This window comes from Terribacillus sp. 7520-G (assembly GCF_002271665.1).
In the GTDB taxonomy this organism is placed as follows: domain Bacteria; phylum Bacillota; class Bacilli; order Bacillales; family Amphibacillaceae; genus Terribacillus.
Genome location: NZ_NQFP01000029.1, coordinates 18,770 through 38,959, shown reverse-complemented (window position 1 = coordinate 38,959; position 20,190 = coordinate 18,770). Strand labels below are relative to the sequence as shown.

At 48.1% G+C, this 20,190-nt stretch carries 19 protein-coding genes; 7 read left to right on the top strand and 12 right to left on the bottom strand.

What is annotated here, in order from left to right; all coding sequences use genetic code 11:
* Window positions 1-7: 7 nt before the first annotated feature.
* The 7 genes from pxpB to CHH53_RS11075 all read right to left on the bottom strand — a co-directional run bounded on the left by pxpB (window position 8) and on the right by CHH53_RS11075 (window position 9,632).
* The gene (gene pxpB / locus CHH53_RS11105) at window positions 8-730 is read right to left on the bottom strand and encodes a 5-oxoprolinase subunit PxpB (RefSeq protein WP_095216202.1); all 723 of its coding nucleotides are present in this window, start codon (window positions 728-730) and stop codon (window positions 8-10) included.
* 21 nt (window positions 731-751) lie between these two features.
* Window positions 752-1,975 (bottom strand): NRAMP family divalent metal transporter, encoded by a 1,224-nt coding sequence (locus tag CHH53_RS11100; RefSeq protein ID WP_095216201.1) that lies wholly within the window; start codon window positions 1,973-1,975, stop codon window positions 752-754.
* A 207-nt stretch (window positions 1,976-2,182) separates the two neighbouring features.
* Window positions 2,183-3,718: a glycoside hydrolase family 32 protein gene (locus CHH53_RS11095; protein WP_095216200.1), complete on the bottom strand. Its 1,536-nt coding sequence runs from the start codon at window positions 3,716-3,718 to the stop codon at window positions 2,183-2,185.
* A 107-nt stretch (window positions 3,719-3,825) separates the two neighbouring features.
* Window positions 3,826-5,301, bottom strand: coding sequence for a glycoside hydrolase family 68 protein (locus CHH53_RS11090; RefSeq protein ID WP_095216199.1), 1,476 nt, complete (start codon window positions 5,299-5,301; stop codon window positions 3,826-3,828).
* A 176-nt stretch (window positions 5,302-5,477) separates the two neighbouring features.
* The gene (locus tag CHH53_RS11085) at window positions 5,478-6,740 is read right to left on the bottom strand and encodes an ABC transporter substrate-binding protein (RefSeq protein ID WP_095216198.1); all 1,263 of its coding nucleotides are present in this window, start codon (window positions 6,738-6,740) and stop codon (window positions 5,478-5,480) included.
* Window positions 6,737-7,909, bottom strand: coding sequence for a response regulator (locus CHH53_RS11080; protein WP_095216197.1), 1,173 nt, complete (start codon window positions 7,907-7,909; stop codon window positions 6,737-6,739). Before CHH53_RS11080 ends, CHH53_RS11085 begins: the two co-directional genes overlap by 4 nt.
* 1 nt (window position 7,910) lies before the next feature.
* Complete coding sequence (locus CHH53_RS11075) at window positions 7,911-9,632, bottom strand: cache domain-containing sensor histidine kinase (RefSeq protein ID WP_095216196.1); 1,722 nt, start codon at window positions 9,630-9,632, stop codon at window positions 7,911-7,913.
* A 264-nt stretch (window positions 9,633-9,896) separates the two neighbouring features.
* On the opposite strand from CHH53_RS11075, the gene CHH53_RS11070 reads away from it, so the two are divergent.
* The gene (locus CHH53_RS11070; protein ID WP_095216195.1) at window positions 9,897-10,790 is read left to right on the top strand and encodes a fructose bisphosphate aldolase; all 894 of its coding nucleotides are present in this window, start codon (window positions 9,897-9,899) and stop codon (window positions 10,788-10,790) included.
* Between the two features lie 42 nt (window positions 10,791-10,832).
* Here the strand turns inward: CHH53_RS11070 and CHH53_RS11065 are convergent, their stop codons facing one another.
* The gene (locus tag CHH53_RS11065) at window positions 10,833-11,723 is read right to left on the bottom strand and encodes a LysR family transcriptional regulator (RefSeq protein ID WP_095216194.1); all 891 of its coding nucleotides are present in this window, start codon (window positions 11,721-11,723) and stop codon (window positions 10,833-10,835) included.
* Between the two features lie 149 nt (window positions 11,724-11,872).
* Here CHH53_RS11065 and CHH53_RS11060 point away from each other — a divergent pair, with 149 nt between their 5' ends.
* Genes CHH53_RS11060 through CHH53_RS11040 form a run of 5 tightly spaced genes read left to right on the top strand, consistent with a single transcriptional unit; the run spans window position 11,873 to window position 17,423 of the window.
* Window positions 11,873-12,838 (top strand): ABC transporter ATP-binding protein, encoded by a 966-nt coding sequence (locus CHH53_RS11060; protein WP_095216193.1) that lies wholly within the window; start codon window positions 11,873-11,875, stop codon window positions 12,836-12,838.
* Between the two features lie 4 nt (window positions 12,839-12,842).
* Window positions 12,843-13,853: an ABC transporter substrate-binding protein gene (locus tag CHH53_RS11055; RefSeq protein WP_233135044.1), complete on the top strand. Its 1,011-nt coding sequence runs from the start codon at window positions 12,843-12,845 to the stop codon at window positions 13,851-13,853.
* Window positions 13,854-13,870: 17 nt separating this feature from the next.
* Window positions 13,871-15,523 (top strand): ABC transporter permease, encoded by a 1,653-nt coding sequence (locus tag CHH53_RS11050; RefSeq protein WP_095216192.1) that lies wholly within the window; start codon window positions 13,871-13,873, stop codon window positions 15,521-15,523.
* On the top strand, window positions 15,520-16,626 hold the full coding sequence (locus CHH53_RS11045; RefSeq protein ID WP_095216191.1) for an MBL fold metallo-hydrolase: 1,107 nt from the start codon (window positions 15,520-15,522) through the stop codon (window positions 16,624-16,626). Before CHH53_RS11050 ends, CHH53_RS11045 begins: the two co-directional genes overlap by 4 nt.
* Window positions 16,623-17,423 (top strand): CYTH domain-containing protein, encoded by an 801-nt coding sequence (locus CHH53_RS11040; protein ID WP_095216190.1) that lies wholly within the window; start codon window positions 16,623-16,625, stop codon window positions 17,421-17,423. The genes CHH53_RS11045 and CHH53_RS11040 overlap by 4 nt, the downstream gene beginning before the upstream one ends.
* Before the next feature lie 56 nt (window positions 17,424-17,479).
* Here the strand turns inward: CHH53_RS11040 and CHH53_RS11035 are convergent, their stop codons facing one another.
* The 4 genes from CHH53_RS11035 to CHH53_RS11020 form a co-directional block, all read right to left on the bottom strand.
* Complete coding sequence (locus CHH53_RS11035; RefSeq protein ID WP_095216245.1) at window positions 17,480-18,085, bottom strand: Bax inhibitor-1/YccA family protein; 606 nt, start codon at window positions 18,083-18,085, stop codon at window positions 17,480-17,482.
* A 190-nt stretch (window positions 18,086-18,275) separates the two neighbouring features.
* A complete protein-coding gene (locus CHH53_RS11030) occupies window positions 18,276-18,644 on the bottom strand; it encodes a hypothetical protein (protein ID WP_095216189.1) in 369 nt (122 codons plus the stop codon).
* 19 nt (window positions 18,645-18,663) lie between these two features.
* On the bottom strand, window positions 18,664-18,942 hold the full coding sequence (locus tag CHH53_RS11025) for a DUF5344 family protein (RefSeq protein WP_095216188.1): 279 nt from the start codon (window positions 18,940-18,942) through the stop codon (window positions 18,664-18,666).
* Window positions 18,939-19,355 carry a YwqH-like family protein gene (locus CHH53_RS11020; protein ID WP_095216187.1) on the bottom strand — a complete coding sequence of 139 codons (417 nt, stop codon included), beginning with the start codon at window positions 19,353-19,355 and terminating at the stop codon, window positions 18,939-18,941. Before CHH53_RS11020 ends, CHH53_RS11025 begins: the two co-directional genes overlap by 4 nt.
* Window positions 19,356-19,906: 551 nt before the next feature.
* On the opposite strand from CHH53_RS11020, the gene CHH53_RS11010 reads away from it, so the two are divergent.
* A complete protein-coding gene (locus tag CHH53_RS11010) occupies window positions 19,907-20,185 on the top strand; it encodes a YwqI/YxiC family protein (RefSeq protein WP_095216185.1) in 279 nt (92 codons plus the stop codon).
* Window positions 20,186-20,190: the final 5 nt, after the last annotated feature.

Genomic DNA, 20,190 nt, shown 5'->3' with positions numbered 1-20,190 from the left:
TACCTCCTTACTTTTCCTTACTGACAATCCTATATTCCCCAAGCTGGACTGCTGCCGCAATATCATCGTATTCTTCTTTTGAAATCGGCACAAACCGCAGATAATGACCGGAGGATAATAAAATCGGCTCCTCACGGCCTGGATCATATAATCTCACCGGCGTCTGGCCGATGATCTGCCAGCCGCCCGGTGTTTCCAACGGATAAACGCCGGTCTGCGATCCTGCGATGCCGACTGAACCCGCGGCGATCTTCGCACGGGGATCCTCACGGCGCGGGGTGGCAATTTCTTCAGGCATCCCGCCCAGATAAGGGAATCCAGGGACAAACCCCATCATATAAATCAAATAATCCCGACTCGAATGGATACGGATGACCTCATCTGCCGTCAGGCCATTATGATCCGCGACGAAATCCAAATCAGGACCAGTCTCCCCGCCATAATAGGTCGGAATCTCATAAACAAGAGAAGCAGCCTCAGCCACTCCTCCTTGCATATTTTCATATAGACGCTCCAATTGTTCCAGCAGCGCTTGATAGCGGATTTTATCAGGGCGATAAAAAATGGATAATGTCGTATATGCCGGCACCCATTCGATGATCCCCTCGATCCGCTCCTGTTTCAACAGCTCTGCAAACATCCGGATTTCCTGATTTGTTTCCTCTGAGATCGTCTGCCCGAAAACAAGCTGGATGCCCGTATCCCCTAATGGATTATAGGTAAGCTTCATTTTTGGGACCTCCTTCTCGAATTAGAACAGCTGCGGTACTTTATCAATCAATGTGACAATCGCCAAATATGCCGTTGCGACAAATACAATTGCCCCAAAGATCGTCAGCCATAATGGATGTTTATAATCACCGACAATGGATTTCTTATAAGCTGCGATCAGCAATACGCCTAAACCAATCGGCAGGATCAAACCGTTCACCGCACCTGCAATGACAAGCAGTGTGGCAGGTTGGCCCACCAAGACCATGATCACTGTCGAAACGACGATGAAACCAATGGTCACGAGCTTCTGATGACGCTCAACGCTCTTGGACAAGGTTTTCAAGAAAGAAACAGAGGTATAGGCAGCACCAATCACCGACGTAATACCCGCAGCCCATAGGATCAAGCCGAACATCTTATAGCCGATAGTCCCAGCTGCTTCCAAAAAGACTGTCGCTGCAGGGTTATTTGCATCCAATGACACCCCAGTGACCACCACACCCAAAACAGCAAGGAATAGGAATACCCGCATGATGGAAGCAATCAAGACACCTGTCACAGAGCTTCGCGTTACATACGGCAGATTCTCCTTCCCGGAAATACCTGCATCCAATAAACGGTGGCCTCCAGCAAAGGTGATATAGCCGCCGACTGTACCACCGACAAGGGTGATGATGGCAAATACATCGATCTCTGTCGGCGCAAATGTGCGTGTGATTGCTTCTCCGACAGGCGGATCACTCTGAAACGCTACATATAATGTCAAAACAATCATGACGACGCCGAGTATTCGGGCAATCTGATCCATCGCTGCCCCGGCTTCTTTGGAAAGAAAAATACCAACCGCTATGATACCTGTTATGATAGCACCGATTCGAGCGTCAAGACCAAAGATAACATTCAAACCCAGTCCAGCCCCGCCGACGTTGCCAATATTGAAGGCCAGCCCGCCCAGCGCAACGGCAAAAGCAAGGAAGTAGCCAAGACCAGGCAATACTTTATTGGCGATATCCTGTCCGCGCATTCTGGAAACAGCAATGATACGCCATATATTCATCTGCACACCGACATCCAAAATGATGGACATGAGAATAACAAAGCCGAAGCTGGCTAATAATTGATCTGTGAAGACTGCTGTCTGTGTCAGGAAGCCTGGCCCGATGGCCGATGATCCCATGAGGAAGGCCGCACCTAACAGGACACCCCATTTTCCTTTGGAAGGAGACTGCTTCTGCTGCAGTTCATTCTCTTTTGATGCCATGGTAATCCCCCTTATGTAATGATTTTTACAAATCATTCGTATTATGTACTGCTTTTCTTACATTATCACAAATATTTAATAAACAATAATCATTATAACTCGAAAATTATTACTTACACAAGATGTAAAATAACCTAACATGATAACTCATCTGTTAATGCATTTTAAATAATAAAAAAAGGCCTGTATTAGACCTTTTTAAAAAATCTATGGTGAATTCCCCATTTTAGTTATATAAATATTATCAAACTCCGCACTGCCTCCTTCTGCAAATAGGCCGATCCCTTGATCCTGCGACTGGGGGAATACCAAGTTACTGTGCACGACTTTTCCTCCGTCAACAAACACTTCCACGGTTGTTTTGTCTATGAGAATGGTCAAATGCGCTTGCTTCTTCCCCGCATCAAACGGCGCCTTGCTTTCCTGATAAGAACCAGAAGCATCTGGATTGGGTGTATGCGTCCGATTCACGTAGGAATACCCCCCAGCGGCATTTATCCCAACATCCAAATGACGAGTCCCATCATTCGATTCCCGCAGGCGCAGCCCGACGTTCGGACTTTCGTTCCATGCAATATCAGCATCCAATCGATATGTTTCCGCCGTGGCATCCAAGGTTCGGGTGTCATCATGAAGGGAGATATCCTCGACTGCTTCGGTCGACTGAATAAGCTCATCCAATGCAGCGACCGGTTCGGAAGCTAGATAATACCCCTCCTGTCCATTTCGCAAAGAAATTTCCCTGACAACCGAATCCGTCCCATTGAATCCATCAGATTCCATTGTCGGTGCCTGATCGGCATACGACCAGTTGTTCATCCAGGCCAGCGCATACCGCTTGGCTTGCTTATCCTCTGCCAAGCCATCCTCAAAGGTGACGCCGCCATACCAGTCAAAACCGTAATCAAGCCATTTTGGATTTTCTTCATCTGGTGTAAAGCTTGCGCCATCAAAGTCTCCAGTCCAGTACGCATACGTTTTCGGCTCGCCTTTTCCCTCTCCATTCGCACTCATTCCTAATACATATTTAACCGTGCCGTCCGTCGCGCGCAGCTGGAATAGATCCGGACATTCGAGCACTCCGATTCCATCGGTGTGAAAATCTCCAGTGAATGTCCATGTCTTCAGATCAGCAGATTCATAAAAACCAATTTTATCCCCTTCTGCCAGAAGCATGCTCCAATTATTCTTTTCTTCATCCCATATCACTTTTGGATCACGGTAATCCGGTGTACCAGGGTTGGCAAGTACCGGCTCCCCACTTTCCTGCTTGAAAGTATCCCCTCCATCCGTGCTGTACCAGAGATACTGCTCCTGCTGACCCGTCTTTCCAGTCGGCTGGGTGATAATCGCAATAAGTGCATCCTCTCCAAAACCAGCCGTATTGTTCTTATCGTGAACCACAGATCCTGTCCACGGGTCACCGTTTTCTGTCGTATATTTCGGAATCGCTACTCCATGATCCTCCCAATGGATTAGATCCTCCGAGGTTGCATGCCGCCATTCGGTACCATTGCCGTCGGGGTAGTCTTTATTGTAAAGATAAAAATAGTGGTATTTTCCCTGATAATAAATCGGCTGCTGCGGATCGTTCTTCCACTTGTCAGGAGAACTGAAATGAAAAACCGGGCGATAGGAATCCGTTCCTGCTTTATAGGGATATGCATGCTCTGTCTTCTTTTGCAGCACCAATACAAAGGCAGAAGCTATCGCCGCAGCCAGTAAAATCAGCATGCCGATCATCGTCCACCCCTTTTTCGAAATCCTGCCAAACATACTGTCACCACACTTTTGCGTAAATGAAGGAAAAGGAAATGCCTTCTTTGGGCATTTCCTTTTCTGCTTCTTATTTATTCCTCGTCATACGTAATCTGTCCTTGTTCCAAAATACCGCCTTCCACGACTGAGGATTTTTTGCCGTGAATATCAAGCAAGAACGACGGTGCGAATGTGGATTTGTGATCCTGGAAGAAGCCGCGATTCGTCATGTAGCTTGTTACGACGAAATCATCCGAGTTCTTTTGCGGAATCACGTAATGTGCATATGTCCATGTCAAATCATTCGGATCCAGATCCTGATGCAAGACGATACCTGTTTTATTCATTGGCTTATAAGGGCCAGTCAAGCTATCCGACACGTATCCGAGCATATAAATGTCACGATCATCGATACCGTCGATCGTCATTTTAGATCCGCGTGTGCTTGTGAACAAGTAGAATTTGCCGTCTTTCTTGAAGATGTTCGGACGTTCGATCTCATCTGTCACCGTATTGGAAACGATCAGCGGCTTCATTTCTTTTTTCAGCGTGTAATCGTCATTGATCTCCACAATGCCGATGGCACCGTTGGCAAGCTCTGCTGTCGCCTTCTTATCACTGTTCTGCAGCTGTTTGAATTCATCGCGGAAGAACTTCATCCCATTTCCGTAATAAGCCCGGTTATAAAGGGACTCTTCACCGGAATAACCATATTCAGTTCCTGTATTCGCTTCGAATACCAAGTATTTCTTCCCTTTATCTTCGATATAATGCGGATCGCGCAACGTATGGTTGTTGGCGAAGTTGCGATCTTCGAAGGCTTTATCCATATTTTCGTATGTTTTGCTGTCTCCACCGTCATAAATGGTCTTGTGGTCTTCGACTCCGTCTATCTGCAATGTGCCTTCACTCTTTTCGGACACATTCACTTGGGCTGTCGTGAGGGATTGCTTCCCAAAGATACCTTCCGCTTCATTCCAGCCTCCGCGATTCGTGTAGAACAGACGCACTTTGCCATCTTCTGTGAACGTGGCAGAACCGGACCATTCTTCTTCCTGACCGGCTAACGTCTTATCGCCTTTGAATTTATCTTCGTCATCGAAAACCCGTCCAGCATTTTTCCATGCATCGACGGAATCATCACCTGATTTTTTATAGAACATGTAAATGAAGGTATCACTTGCATCTTTCGGATCACCAGCGAGTCCGAAGACAATTTGGTATCCATTGTAATCTGCAACTGTGCCATCTGGATTTTGCAGCGGCCATGTGTCCCATACATCCATTTTAATCTCATTGCCGTTTTCATCGATCTTCGTAGCCGAATCGATATTTTTGATGGAAGAAGCATCGAAACTAGGAACGGTATACCGATCGTCCCCGTGCTGCCCGATCATTTCCTTCATATCCTGACGCGTGATTTGTGATGTGCCATATGTTTCTTTATACGGCTTCACATTGTCATCCGCTCCCGTTTGAGCAGAAGCCACTGTCAGACTGCTTCCCAGTATCAATGCTGCACTTAACGAAGCGACACTTGTTTTTAACACCTGTTTCCGGAATCTCATCCCGCATTCCTCCTATGTATGATTGCTGATCCTGATAAGGCAAGCCTTGGCAAACCTGCCTTACGAGCACAGTATAGGACAGCAAAGCAAAAACGGGGATGGCTTATCTTGATCTCCTTTTTGTCTAAAATTGATATCCACACAAAAAGTCCCTCCGATAAGGAGGGACTTCCACACTATCGATGGGAGGAAAACTGCTCCCAGGCATGATCCAGGTCCTGCAATGTTTCCTGCTTGGACATTTCCTCATTTACATACTGTTTGAGGATTCGGCCAAAAGCTTCCCTCACAGGCGGTGAATAAGAGGACCAATTGAAATTCCGGCGATCCTGCTGTTCATATTGCCTCCAGGCATCCCCGCTGATTCCCGCAACAGGCGGCTGAATGGATCGGAAGGCAGGAATGAAGTGCAGCTTCTCCGCTTGGAACTTTTGCCCATCCGGAGATTCGGCCAGCCAGTTCAGAAAGCGTTTCGCTTCCCGCTTTTCGGCTTCCCCGGATTGTTTATTCACGACCCAGTAGCTCGGTACGCCCGTAACAAGCTGAGCATCCCCTTTATCATCCAGCGGAATCGGAAACATCCCCACATCAAGCTTTGGCTGTTGCGCTGCCAGGAGCGGCTCCGCCCAATTCCCTTGGACAATCATGGCAGCTTCCCCATTCCGGAACGCATCGATTTCAGTGTAATAGTCCGTGGTCGCCGCATGCGGATTACCATAGGCAAGCGTCAGATCAATGAAGCGCAGCAGATGCTTCAGTCCTGCATTTTCCGTGAAGCTCGTCCGATTTCCGGCCAGATCCTCCATGAATGCCTCCGGATCAGGCTGTTCCGCAAAAGCCAGGCTCGTCAAATGATGACCGAGTTTCCATTCCTCGTAATAACCATTCGCAAATGGCGTGACACCACTCTCATCAAGCCTTTGCGCCGCTTTTTCCAGCTCCGTGAACGTGGCCGGCAGCTTATCGATTCCTGCTTTCTTAAATAATCCCTTATTATAAATGATGCCAAAACCTTCGATATTCATCGGCATGCCATATACCTTGCCATCTCGTGTGATCGGGGAAAGTGTATCCGTACGCGCATCCTCCACCCACGGCTCCTCACTCAGATCCTCCAAATAGCGCTGCCATTCTCCCGTCGCAGCATACCCGACATTCGTGAAGATATCCGGGCCCTCGCCGATTGCCATCTGTGTTTTCAGATCCGAGAAATCATCCGAGATTCCGCCGACTGTTTCCACACGGATACGCACATGCGGGTGCGACTCTTCATATAACTTCGCCAAATCCTCAAATGGCGCGGCAATTTCCACCTTCGGATTCCGGATTGTGACAGTGACCGTATTCTCCGTATTTTCTTCATGGTTTTCTTGCAATGGCAGGCTGCTGGCAGATAGGAATACCAGGATGAGGATGACGAATGCTTTCTTTCCCATCATCTTACTCTTTCCTCCTGCCCACTCAGTTTAGCTCGATACGCAGTCGGAGTGAGGCCCGTCTCCTTCTTGAATAGCTTCGAGAAATATTTTTCATCCTGATAGCCAAGCAGGCAGGCAATATCATACAGCGTCTTGTCGGTCTCTTCCAGCCACTGTTTTGCCTGCTTCATTCGGCAGTTTGTCACGAATCTGGATAGCGTCGTACCAGTTTCCTGTTTGAATTTGCGCGATATATGTTCTTTGGTCAGGAAGAACAGCTTTGACAGCCTCTCCAAGCTGACATCCTCCATATAATAATTCCTTACATAGGTAACGATATCTTGTCCTCGCTGCTCACTCTCAAGCTCATCAAGCCTTCTGATCGTCCGATAATGATGCTTTGCAAGATCTTCCCGGAGCAGTTTGAATGCAGCAGGCAGGCCTTCCAAAACAGGAAGCGGCTTCTGCACGAGCCGGACGGGGATATCCAGGTGCTGCCGCAGCCAATTTTCAACCTGAAGCCAATGATCCGCTGCCGTCAGCGCAATATACATGTGCTCCTCGTGCAGGAAGTGAAAAACATTGCCGATGGCAGACTGCTGCAATGCTTCCGCCAATGCATCCATGAATGGCGCTGGCTGGTGCATTTGATAAAAGGACAATAAAGTAGCATCGAGCCGATCCAGCTGCGGCAATGCTTCCCGTAAAAAAGATATATCCTTTGTTTCTTCCGTAAGCAGAGCTGTCACCTGCTGTTCCAAGCGCAGGCGCTTGGCATCCTCCAGCACTGCTGCCTCCCTTTCCTCGGATCGTTTGTCCGATAATACAGCTTGGGTCACCTTTTTGAGCACCCCCGCGAATGCCTCCGGTTCGATTGGCTTCAAAAGATAGTCAAAGCTATTGAACTGGATGGCTTTCCGCATATATTGGTAGTCATCATATCCCGTGACAAGGACATATTTCCCCAGGTATCCAATGGCGTGGAGCCGTTCGATCAATGCAACGCCATCGATTCGGGGCATCTTGATATCGGTGAAAATGATATCCGGCTGCTCCATTTCAATCAGCCGAAGGGCTTCCTCGCCGTCAGCCGCCTCCAAAAGACAATCTATGCCATTCTGTTCCCATTCTCCAAGCAGCCGGAGCACGTCTCGACCATTTTTTTCATCGTCGACAAGCAACGCCTTCATACTAACGACCTCCCTGCTCCTCTATCGGAATACAAATCGTAACTCTAAAGCCCCTGCCGTCAAGATTATCCACATGAAAACCCGCCGCGTCACCGTAGTGCAAGCGCAGCCGTTCCGCTATATTCCGCAGCCCGGTTCCACCGGCTTCTTCCTTCTGCAGCAACTCCAGCCTTGCCCTGCTGACAGAAGGGCCATGACTGATCGCCTGGAATACCAGCGATCGATCTTTCAGCGTCCCCTTCAAAAGGAAACTGCTTTTGTCGCGCTTCTGCTCGAAGCTATGCTTAAAATAGTTTTCCACGAGCGGCTGTAGCAGCATGCTTGGTATCCGGTATGCTTGTATCGCTTCCTCCACTTCGATGGACACGGATAAATCTGCCCCGAAGCGCTCTTTCTGCAGCGTCACATAAGCATCGATGTAAGCAAGTTCCTCCTGCACAGGCACCAGCTGATCTGCCTGCAGCGCATAGCGCATCATTTTGGATAATGATACAAGCAGCTTGTATACCTCCTGGTCATTCGAACGAAGCGCGACAGCTCCGATCGATTGCAGCGCATTGAAAAGGAAATGCGGATTCACCTGCGATTTAAGCAGCCGCAGCTGACTCTCTTTCACTTCCAGCTCCAGCTTATATTCACGCGCTATATGAGAGTTGATCCTATCCAGCATTTCCTGCATATGCGCCGCCAAATGTCCGATTTCATCCTGACGGTCCATCTTCAGGCCGACATCCATCTGCCCGCCTTCAATGGAGCGCACCCTTTCGCTTAACGTGATGACTGGTTTGGTGAATATCCGTGAAATAACCAATATCAATACGATCCCTAGCACCACGACGATGATGCCGAGCCAGACATTCGTCCATGCTGTATTCCTCGCATCACGGAATAACGCATCCTTTGATGTAATCTTGATCAGCTTCCAGCCGGCCAGGGGATTTCCCAGTTCTTCCTGCAAAACGAGATGATCATCCGATGCGGCGATGTCCACCTCATCCAGCCTTTCCCCAAGCTGTTCCGAGTCCTTGCTATACATGATCCTCCCGCTGTCGTTGACAAGCAGGACCTTCGTGCCAGCCTCCCTCGTCACGGCATCCAGCAATGGAGCAAACGACGAAACCTCTACATCGGTCGTAAGAAAACCTAGGAATTCCCCGCTCAAAACATCGGTGATCTTATGATGGATCGGCAGCACCATCGTATTATCCGATTCCGGTACGATCGCCACATTATTATCATTTTCCAGAACATGGGGTGCTTCCAGCATGTACGCTTCCTCCGAATCGTACAGGGCTTTGAAAGGCGATTCATCCAAGTATCCCGGGGCCGGCTTCGGAGCACTGACATTCGCCTGATAGACAGTCATTGATTGCTGGTCCTGCTGAAAATAAAATCGCAGCTGCCGAATATCCGGCCGCGTTGCTGCATATGTCCCGACACTATTCTCGAAGGCACGGATATGTTCCGTGCTTTCCTCCAGCATGCCATGCTCCAGCACTTGCTGGACTTCCGGCATATTGAACAAACGATAAGGCAGCCGAACCATCTCCTCGGCATAGTGCTCCAAATCGGTCCCGCTTTCCTGCAGCTCTTCCCGGCTCTTGGCCAAATCCCGTTCCTCGATACTGGATTTGCTGTTCACATATATAAGGATGACGGATAGGAAATAAGGCAGGATGATGAATAATAGCAGCATGATGAATAAGCGAACCCGAATGCTCATGAATACTTCTTCCTTCCGCACAGCCGATGATAAGTCAAACTTACCCTATAACATGCCAAAGTGACCGTCAATCCAACTTAAGTTACACCAATGAGTCCCGGCATAAAACAAATGATGCTATTTCGAGGAGCGAAACCGGCTTCCCCGCCATGCAATCCCAAAATGGAAACCCTATCAAACATTTAATGTTAAAAACCTGGATAAAAGGGAACAGTGAACATGGAGTATTTTTTCTGAAATAAATGGATCAAAGGAGTGGGACTGATGAATGAAAAACAATTCGATATCATCCAAAACGGCAAAGGCTTTATTGCTGCCCTGGACCAAAGCGGCGGCAGCACCCCAAAAGCACTGGCAGAGTATGGCGTATCCGAGGATTCCTATTCAACGGAAGATGAGATGTTCAAGCTTGTCCATGACATGCGGACCCGCATCATCACTTCTCCGTCATTCAACAAGGATAAAATCCTCGGCGCCATCCTATTCGAACAGACGATGGATCGGGAGATAGAAGGCAAATACACCGGTGATTACTTATGGGAAGAAAAAGGCATCGTTCCATTCCTGAAAGTCGACAAAGGATTGGCTGAAGAAAAAGACGGCGTCCAGCTCATGAAACCGATCGATGACCTTAACGAAACACTCGGCCGCGCATCCGAACGCCATATTTTCGGAACAAAAATGCGCTCCGTAATCAAAGAGCCTAATATCAGCGGCATCAAAGCCGTCGTCGATCAGCAATTCGAGATCGGCAAAAGCATCATCGCCGCCGGCCTGGTCCCGATCATCGAACCAGAAGTGAATATTCACAGCGAAGATAAAGAAAAATGCGAAGAAATCCTTCGGGATGAAATCTTCCGTCATTTGAACGACCTGACCGAGGAAGAGAACGTCATGCTCAAGCTCACCATCCCCACAAAAGCAAATCTTTACAAAGAGCTTACCGAGCACCCGCGCGTCGTCCGTGTTGTCGTCTTATCCGGCGGCTACTCCCGTGACGAAGCAAATGAAAAGCTGAAGGAGAATGAAGGTTTGATTGCCAGCTTCTCCAGGGCCTTGGCTGCGGATCTGAATGCGGATCAGTCCGAGGAGGAATTCGATGCGGCCTTGAAAGACGCCGTGGATACCATTTATGATGCATCCGTAAATAAGGAATAAATTATAAAAAGGCGAGCTTCTATTGTGAGCTCGCCTTTTTTCTTATACACCGCCCAAAATCTTTGCCTGTTCCCGCACCAGCTCTTGAAAATGACGAAATGGCTCGCTAAACCATAGATCACGGTGATGAACGAAGAATATTCTCCGTTCCAAAGTCGAATCATGCAGCTCTTTATAAGATAGATTCGGCTCCTTTTCTATGAGCCGCTTGGATATTAATGCAACTGATTTCCCAAAAGAGAGCATCTTCGTAATGGTCGACACCGAATCCAGCTCCATTTTCTCCATTTCCATCTCCTTCTCTGCCAGCCAAGTCCGGGAGAAGTGTCCAGTGGAACTGGAAAGATTATGCACCAGCAAAGTCTCCTGATGTAAATCCTCGATTCCCCAATCAGCCTTATCCTTCAAGCGATGTTCTTTACTAAAGGCCAATACCAGCTTATCACTCGTCAATTCCTCATAAGAAAGCTCTTCCTGCTTCTGCTCCGTTTCCATCACCAATCCAAAATCCAGTTCCTGGGCAGCTAATCTGGCTTCTATTTCAGGAGCTGTTTTTACGTCCAATGAAACCTTCACACGAGGATATCGTTCGGTAAGCTGGTGAATCAGATCCGGCATGTAAAGCTGAGCCGGAACACCGCTGGCGCCTAATCGGATAGAACCTGACATCCCTTCTTTGATATCCTTCATCGATCTCTCCATTGCCCGATTTGTTTGGATAAGCCGCTTGGCGTAATGATAAAGCACCTCTCCCCCAGAGGTCAGTCGATAACCGCCGGCATTTGTCCGGAATAATTTCATGCGATATTCCTTTTCCAGTGACCGAATATGAAAGGATACAGTTGGCGCGGTCAATTGCAATCTAGCTGCTGTTTCCGACATCTTCCGCGTTTCTACCAGCGTCACAAAGATGGATAGTTTTTGAAGGTTCATATAATCATCCCCATTTTATCCTCCTAAAGAATATTAGATAAATTCTTTCACTGAGATGATTTTTGCATACTTTTTTTAATTCAACGTTAACAGCGCGTTAATATTCTCCATACATTCACTTCCTATACTAAAAGCAAGGAGAGGATAGCATGCGTATTACATTACAAGGAATCGAGAAACGTTTTGGCTCCGTTCAAGCAGTCGGTCGGACCGATCTGACCATCACCGACCAGTTTGTCACGATCTTGGGGCAGTCCGGCTGCGGCAAGACGACACTTCTGAAAATGCTGGCTGGCTTGACCGATCCGACAGCCGGCGAGCTTCGCTTCGATGATCAAGTCATTTTCTCATCGGAAGCCAGCATCAATATCAAGCCCAGCAAACGCGGCATCGCCATGGTCTTTCAGGATTTCGGGCTTTGGCCGCATATGAGTGTATTTGACAACATCGCATTCGGTCTCCGAGGAAAGCATTCAAAGGCCGAGCGCTGCGAGATCGTCATGGACGCCTTGCAAAAGGTGCAGCTGGAAGACAAGGCGAAACGCAAGCCCGGGGAGCTCTCCGGCGGTCAGCAGCAGCGCGTCGCTTTGGCCAGGGCCATCGCTGTCAATCCTAGACTGATTTTGTTCGATGAAGCACTAAGCGCCTTGGACTCCATCCTGCGGGAACAAATGCGGGAAGAGATCCTTTCCATCATCCAGACGATCCATTCCCAAGCCATCTTTGTGACGCATGATCAAACAGAGGCAATGGCCATGTCGGATTGCATGATCATCATGGAGGCAGGCAAAGTGATTCAGAAAGGACCGCCGGAACAAATCTATCACGCCCCGAATGATGCTTATGTTGCCAATCTGATCGGCCGGGCCAACTGGACAGCAGATAAGGACCTGATTCGTCCCGAAGCAATTCACCTGCAGCCGCATGCAGCGCAGAAAGCCCGCACCGGCATAGTCCGCAAGAGCCTATTTGAAGGTGACAGATACATCATCCATGCCGAAGTGGACGGACAGCTATGGCAATTTTATGATTCCCGTCCGCATGAAGCCCGTTCCATCGTAAAGCTGTACGTGCAAGAAGATGCAGTCCATCCGCTATATAAACAGGAGGTATGACAAATTGAAAAAAACAGTCAGTACAGTAATCACAGGTCTTATCATGTCCACTCTATTTTTGAGCGCTTGCAGCTCCGGCACCGGCGGACAGGCGGATGCTTCCGAAACATCCGAGGATACCATCACTGTCTATACTGCAGGACCAAAAGGACTGGCCGATGAGATGACCGCAAAGTTCGAAGAAGAGACTGGCATCAAGGTGGAGATGTTCCAAGGCACCACCGGCAAAATTCTTTCCAGATTGGAAGCCGAAGCAAACAACCCTGTCGCCGACGTTGTTGTCCTGGCCTCCATCCCGTCCATGGAGGGGTTGAAAGCAGAGGACAAGCTGCAGCCTTATGAATCGGAAAATGACGCCAGCATGAACAAAGACTGGAGCGACCCGGAGCACTATTATCATGGCTACAGCGCATCCGCCCTGGGAGTGGCTTATAACACAGATAACGTGTCGGGGCTCGACGCGGACTGGAAGGAATTCAGCGAGGATGAGTGGAAGGGCCGCGTCACAATGCCAGATCCGACTTCCTCAGGCTCTGCCGTCGATTTCCTCTATGGGCTGACCAGCACGGAAAAAGACGGATGGGACACCATCCAGAGCTTGATGGACAATGATTTGCTGGTGGCCGGGGCAAACAAAGAAAGCTTGGAATCTGTCATTACAGGAAGCAAGGATGTTGTCGTATCTGCGGTGGATTATATGGCTTATAAAGCCAAAGCAGACGGGGAGCCTATCGATATCTATTATCCTGAAAGCGGAACAGTGATCAGTCCGCGCGCCGCCGGGATTCTGAAGGATGCGAAAAACAAAGAAGGCGCCGAAGAATTCATCGATTTCCTCACATCCGATGAAGCACAGGAGCTTGTAGCGAATGCATACTTGCTTCCGGGAAATGAAGATATACCATTGGAAGACCGAGCTGCATTAAGCGAGATTCCTGCACTTCCGGTTTCTTGGGATGGAGCAGAAGAAAAACAAGAGGATACCCTTGACAAATTTACAGAAATGATGCAATGAGTATGGAGGAATGACTTATGTATGTAAGCAAACACCTCCCCTTTTGGACGCTGTTTGCCTTGCTGGGTTTGCTGGCTGCAGCTCCGCTTCTGGCGGTGCTGGGCTATACATTCATCGAGGATGGTTCGTTGTCGTTCACGGCTTTTTCAGAGGCTTTGCAGAATGACCGCATCCTTGCCACCATGGAGCACTCTTTTGTTCTCGGATTGCTTGTCATTCTCGGCACGACGATCATTGCCTTGCCGCTTGCCATCATCCGGACAAAAACACAGTTTGCCAATAAACATTGGCTTGATATCGTCTTTACCATCCCTTTCATGACACCGCCTTATATCGGTTCCATGGGATGGATGCAATTCATGCAGCATAACGGCTACTACGAAAGCTTGTTTTCCGCTGCTGCGCCTGCATCATTCTTCAGTCTCGCCGGGATGGTTTTCATTATGAGCATGCATTTGTATCCATTTCTGTATTTAATGCTGCGCAATACACTCGTCCGGATCAATGGATCCTTCCAGGAAGCTGCCGATATCTACGGACGAAGCCCGGTGATGAATTGGATCCGGATCGTTTTGCCATTGCTGCTATCCACTTACGCCATGGCTTCGCTGCTCATATTCATTAAGACACTGGCAGAGTTCGGGACACCAGCCACCTTCGGTAAACAAATCGGATTCTATGTATTCACTACCGAAATCCATCAATATTTGTCCCGCTGGCCAATCAATATCTCGGCTGCCACTTCTTTGTCCCTGATTTTGCTCAGCGTCTGCATGTTCATCTGGTATTTGCAGAATATCATAAGCCGGAAATATACGTATGGCATACATTCCGGCCGCTCAAGCACTGCTTCCCAAAAGCGGGACAGCCTGCCCGTCCGTGTATTTTCCTGGAGCTTTGTATCCGTCGTGCTGCTGCTTTCCATTGGGGTTCCTTACTTTTCCATCATCGCCACGTCGCTATTGCAAGTGCGCGGTGACGGATTACATTGGGACAATCTGACCTTCTCCCATTATATGGAGCTATTCAGCCTTCACTCGGAAGGGTTTTACGCCTTGATGAATAGTTTAGGCTTTGCCTTTGCAGCTGCCACGATTGCGGCCGTCATTGGATTGTTCACCGCCCTGTCGATCAAGGATGCTTCCCGGAAACCGCAGCAGCTGATGGATTTCACCAGCATGATGCCAAACATCATACCCGGAATCGTGTTTGTCGTCGGGCTCATCTTATTCTGGAACATGCCTTGGCTGCCCGCGACAATCTATAACACGACATGGATGCCGATTATAACCTATATCGTGCTGTTCCTGCCGTATGCTGTACAGTACACCAAAGGTTCGTTGAGTCAGCTGCATCAATCGATCCACTATTCCAACGCAGTCTACGGCACAAGCACCTTCACCGTCTTTGTACGTATATGGCTGCCCTTACTGGCACAAGGAATCCTGGCTGGCTGGATCATGACATTCATCATCTCCATGCGGGAACTAGTCGGGTCGCTGCTGATCCTGCCGCCTTCGGTCTCTACAAGCGCCACTTTCATTTACAGCCAATTCGAGCAAGGCGACGCAGGAGTCGGCATGGCGATGGCGGTCATCACCGTCCTGTTAACCATTTTATTCATCACCATCATGAATTGGTTGCAACGAAAGGCACTGACACATCCATGATCAGCATGCAAATTTTAGGAGGCTTTCAAGAGTACGGAAAGAATTGCTTCCTGATCGAACACCAAGAAACCGGCACACGCATCATGCTCGATTGCGGTGTCCAGAATGGCCAGCCCGAGGTGTATCCCCCCCTTACACCGGAGATTGCCCAATCATTGGACGCCGTCTTCCTCTCACATGTGCATAATGACCATGTCGGAGCGCTGCCACTGCTGGCTGACAAAGGATATGAAGGACCGATTTGGTTAAGTGAAGCAAGCTACGTACAGATTGGTCCGATCCAGCAGCGCTGGAAACAAAAATCCGCTGTCCCTTACCAGGCAGGAGCGGGTGATACATTGCACTTCACCCCCTTCTCGCCCGCTACAAAAGGCCAAAGGATCATAATGACGGACAATCTATCCTTTGAATGGGGGCACAGCGGCCATATGCTGGGGAGTGTTTGGTACATCATCCATCTAGGAGGAACTTCGCTCTTTTATTCAGGGGATATGGTACTGGATTCTGTCACATTCCAAACAGAAACACCCACTCAGTCATCTTTTCAGCTGGCCATCATCGACTCCGGACATGGCGGACAAGTCACATCCTGTCAGGCAAGCGAGCAGGCACTGCTGAAGGCATTGGAAAATCCGGATGGAAGCTACCGGATACCTGTTTCTCCATCGGGGAAGGCATGTGATCTGATCCTGACTGTATACCAACGTTTTCCTGATCGTCGGCTCTTTTTGGATCCCGCTTTGCGGGAGCATTTATCAGATTGCTTATCCTATGCCGCCAACCTGCGCCCTGGCATGAAGGAGCAGCTTACGAACCTGCTGGCTGATGGGCGAATCGCCTGCATAACCAGTGATCAAGCATCCGCATCAGGCATTTATTTTACAAACCGCCGGCTGGAAGGCACGAAGATGATCCCGATTGATTCTCCTGCCCATCCAGAGTTTTTCTATAAAGCACACCCAGACCTGAAAGATGTCGAAAAGCTGCTGGGCGGAATCCAAGCCGAACAACTCGTATTCTTTCACAGCAAACCGAAGGACTTCACAAAACTTATCGCTCACATACCGAAGAAACTTATTCTGAACGGAGGCGTCTATTTATGAAAAAGCTGTCCATCGCTGTTCTTATTGCCCTATTGCTGGTATCCGTATTCCCGGCCATGGCCTTTGCCGAAGAAAGTCCCATCAATCCCGGCTATGAAGTGAAATTCATGCTGGATGTCAGTCAGTTCGCGACTGCAGATGATATCGCCGATGCCTTCCAAGCCAGCCACGACGAGGATTTGAAGGTCTATTATTTCGATACACCCGATCAAATCTTCCGCAAGCTGAATTATGTTCACCGCTTGCGCATCTATGATGGTGACAAGAAAACGAACATCACCTACAAAAAGACTTTCCCGGATCAGACTCCAGCAGATGCCATTGCAGAAGCTGCCGAACATGGCTTCCATGGAGACATGCCAAATTACAAATACGAGATCGATAAGAAGCCAGGCAATGATAGTTTCTCCATCAGCAGGAAAGAAAAGTTTAACCCGGATGATAAGCTAAGTTACGATGATGGTATAGACATAGAATATGCTCTTGATTTGTTCCGTGATCAAGCACCTAAAAAATATCGCAGCTGGGATGATCAGGACTGGTACTATGACACCCTGGAACAAGCTGTGCCGTATGGACCAGCCGAGGTTTCTAAGTTCGAAGGGAATTACGAAGACATCGATGCGGATCTGGAGATTTGGCATTACAAAGGAGAAACCATCGCCGAAATTTCAACCAAGACCGATGATGCAGAGGAAGCGGATGATATCCAGGAAAAATGGTCGGAAGCTCTGACAAATGAAGGCTGGCTAAGCAGCAGCCAGCAATCGAAGACGAGTTTTGTGATGGATCGTTGAATGAATGGACATAAAAATGCCAGAAATCCCATAAAGGATTTCTGGCATTTCACTATTCAATCCTTCGACATGATGCCAAGGAAGCGCAGTATGTTCAGGAACAGGTTGATGAAGTCCAGATACAGATTCAGCGCCATCAATGGAATCATTTCCTCCGTGACTCTCTCCCTCGCCATCTGATTGAAGTCATAAAGGATATAAAGGGAAAATACAACCGAACCAATTCCGGAGAAAACAAGCATCGTCATATCACTGTATGGTACAAAGATTCCGATTAAGCCTGTTGCGATCAAGGCGACCAAAGCGACGAACAAGAATCCACCCAGGAAAGAGAAGTCCCTCTTCGATTTAACTCCTGCCAGCGCCATCGCCCCAAAGATGACAAATGTTGTCGTGAAGGCATAAAGCACAATATCAGCGCCGCCGATCGAAGCATAATGCGCTACTGCTGGGTACGTCGTAATACCCGAAATGACAGCAAAGATATAGATGAACGTATAGCTGACCGCCTTTTTCCTTCTAAGCCAGAGAGCTGCAATCAGCATGCCCAATTCCACCACAATCAATGGAAGAATAAGAACAGACGGCACAAAATGACCCGCGTAAATTCCAAGCGTAGCCAGCAGCAGTGTCATCAGGAAAGTCTGTAGCACCTTCTGCATGATTGTTTTTTGATCCGGTATCGCGTACTCCAAAATTCATCGCTCCTACAGTTTCTAAAGATATTATGAGGTTATGTACGCAGCATAGAGATAAAGGTTTCATATTTCCGTGAAAAAACTTATGACACAATCATATCGAAACACGGACTGCTGCCTTTCCCCGCGACCACCAATCAAATTCGCCTATATCCTATTCCACCTTTATTAATTGGAACCAGTTCTTTGAGCCATAAATGATACAAACCAAAAGGAGGACGCCTGCCGCTGCAGTAAGTAACGGGGTAATCATGACACCAAGGATCAAGCAGACCAGCGCGACCAAAAGAAGGAACAATGCCGTCATATTGATTCTCACCTCTACATGGGCATCATCATTCACTTCCAATTCCTTGCTGCCAAAGAACCACTGTTTCGCCTGCAGCTTTACCGAGCCTTCATCCGGGGTTACAGTTGTATTCTCGCTATTGGCAAGTTTGGCAGCACGCTGCCCATCCACAATCAAATCCACCTTGGATAATCCACCCATCATACCTGTATTGCGTTTTACATGTATCGACATATATAAATCCGCCCCTTTCCTATTGTAAAATACCTATCGCTTGAGCCGCTGCCTGCTCTGCCTTCTCCAAGGAATCGACTGCTTCACTGCTTGCTTTTGCATGGTGCAGCGCCATTTGCTGATAATCCCGAATAAGACTACTCAGCGATACATTGATATCAGTGATCCTCGCTTGCACATCGAGCATTTCACGTCCGCTGCCTGAATCGGGATCTCCAGCACGAAAGTCAGCCAGCGACCTCTGAAGATCTGTCAGTTTCTGCTGGACAAGATCCGCCTTCAACTTCATCTCACTCATGACTGCAGCTCCTTCTTCCTATCGGCACGCAGCCGCTCCAATGCGCTCTGCTTCGCTGCCATTTGCATCTGACATGCATCGATTTCAGCAACAAGCATACCCTTCGCCTGCTCCAATGCATCCAACACCCGCTGCACTTCGCCATGAGACACATCCCGAAAACTCGCTGCCAGCTCACCATTACGGAAAGCCTCAAATTCATCCGCAAGCTCCCCCTTCCACGTTTTCGCAGTCAGATCTATATCCTGCCAGTGCTTCCTGCTCTCCTCGTAATCCCCTTGCAAGCTTGAAATCTCCGATATTGCCCGCTCAAGTTCCCTTATCTCCCCTTGCTTCAGGGCAACTTGGGAGCTTAATCCGTTGATTGAAGTTTGCATGCTGCGGATTTGACTATCGATTGAAGTCAATGACATCTTTTATCACACTCCTTGCTTTGAACGCTCCGCTCTATACTGCCCCCTAATACTGTAAAGGATTCCCAGAAAAAAATCTGTAAGACTTCTTCCTTGTTTTACCATAATGCAGCTACGTTCCAATGGTAAAAAGGTTGGATATTTTACAATAGATAGCCGTTTTCCAGATTCACGACATATTGAACCTCTCTGCCAATTTCTCGGTTATATACCATGTTATTAGGTATCTTAATTTCCAGCGGGGATACTCTTCCCCCATTTATTCATAATCGCTGCACAATCTATATAAGTACCTAAAATGTGGACAAATACCTTTACAGTCACACTCCATCCCCCCCAAACCATTTCTATCAAAAACATATAATTGTTTGGCATATGAATCCAACAAAACAGGTAATAGGTCAGCGTTCCAAGCCAAGATATGAGCATATAAAACTATTTCCCTAGGCACAGAGGGAAAATGCTCAAGGAAAAAGGTACTTAATACTCTACAAAATGGAAAAAGGTTTCGTTAGGGTAAAATTAGCAGTTTTATGGAAAGGAGCCCTTTCATGAGCGGGGAAATAAAAATCAACCAAGCCGCAGCTCAAAAAGGCATCCAAGAAATGAGCGATGCCGTGCAAGCATTGCAAAAACAGCTCGGTGAAACGATGGACGGCAATAAAGACATACGTATGAGTGATGCTTACAACGAAATCAAGCAACAATACGAAGACCTTCTCGGACAGTTCATCACGCTGTTTCAAGATAATATAGCAGCTACAGAGGCAGCAGTACAGGAGTTAGTCGAATTGGATCAAGCACTTGGCGATAATATCGCTTTAAAATAAACAAG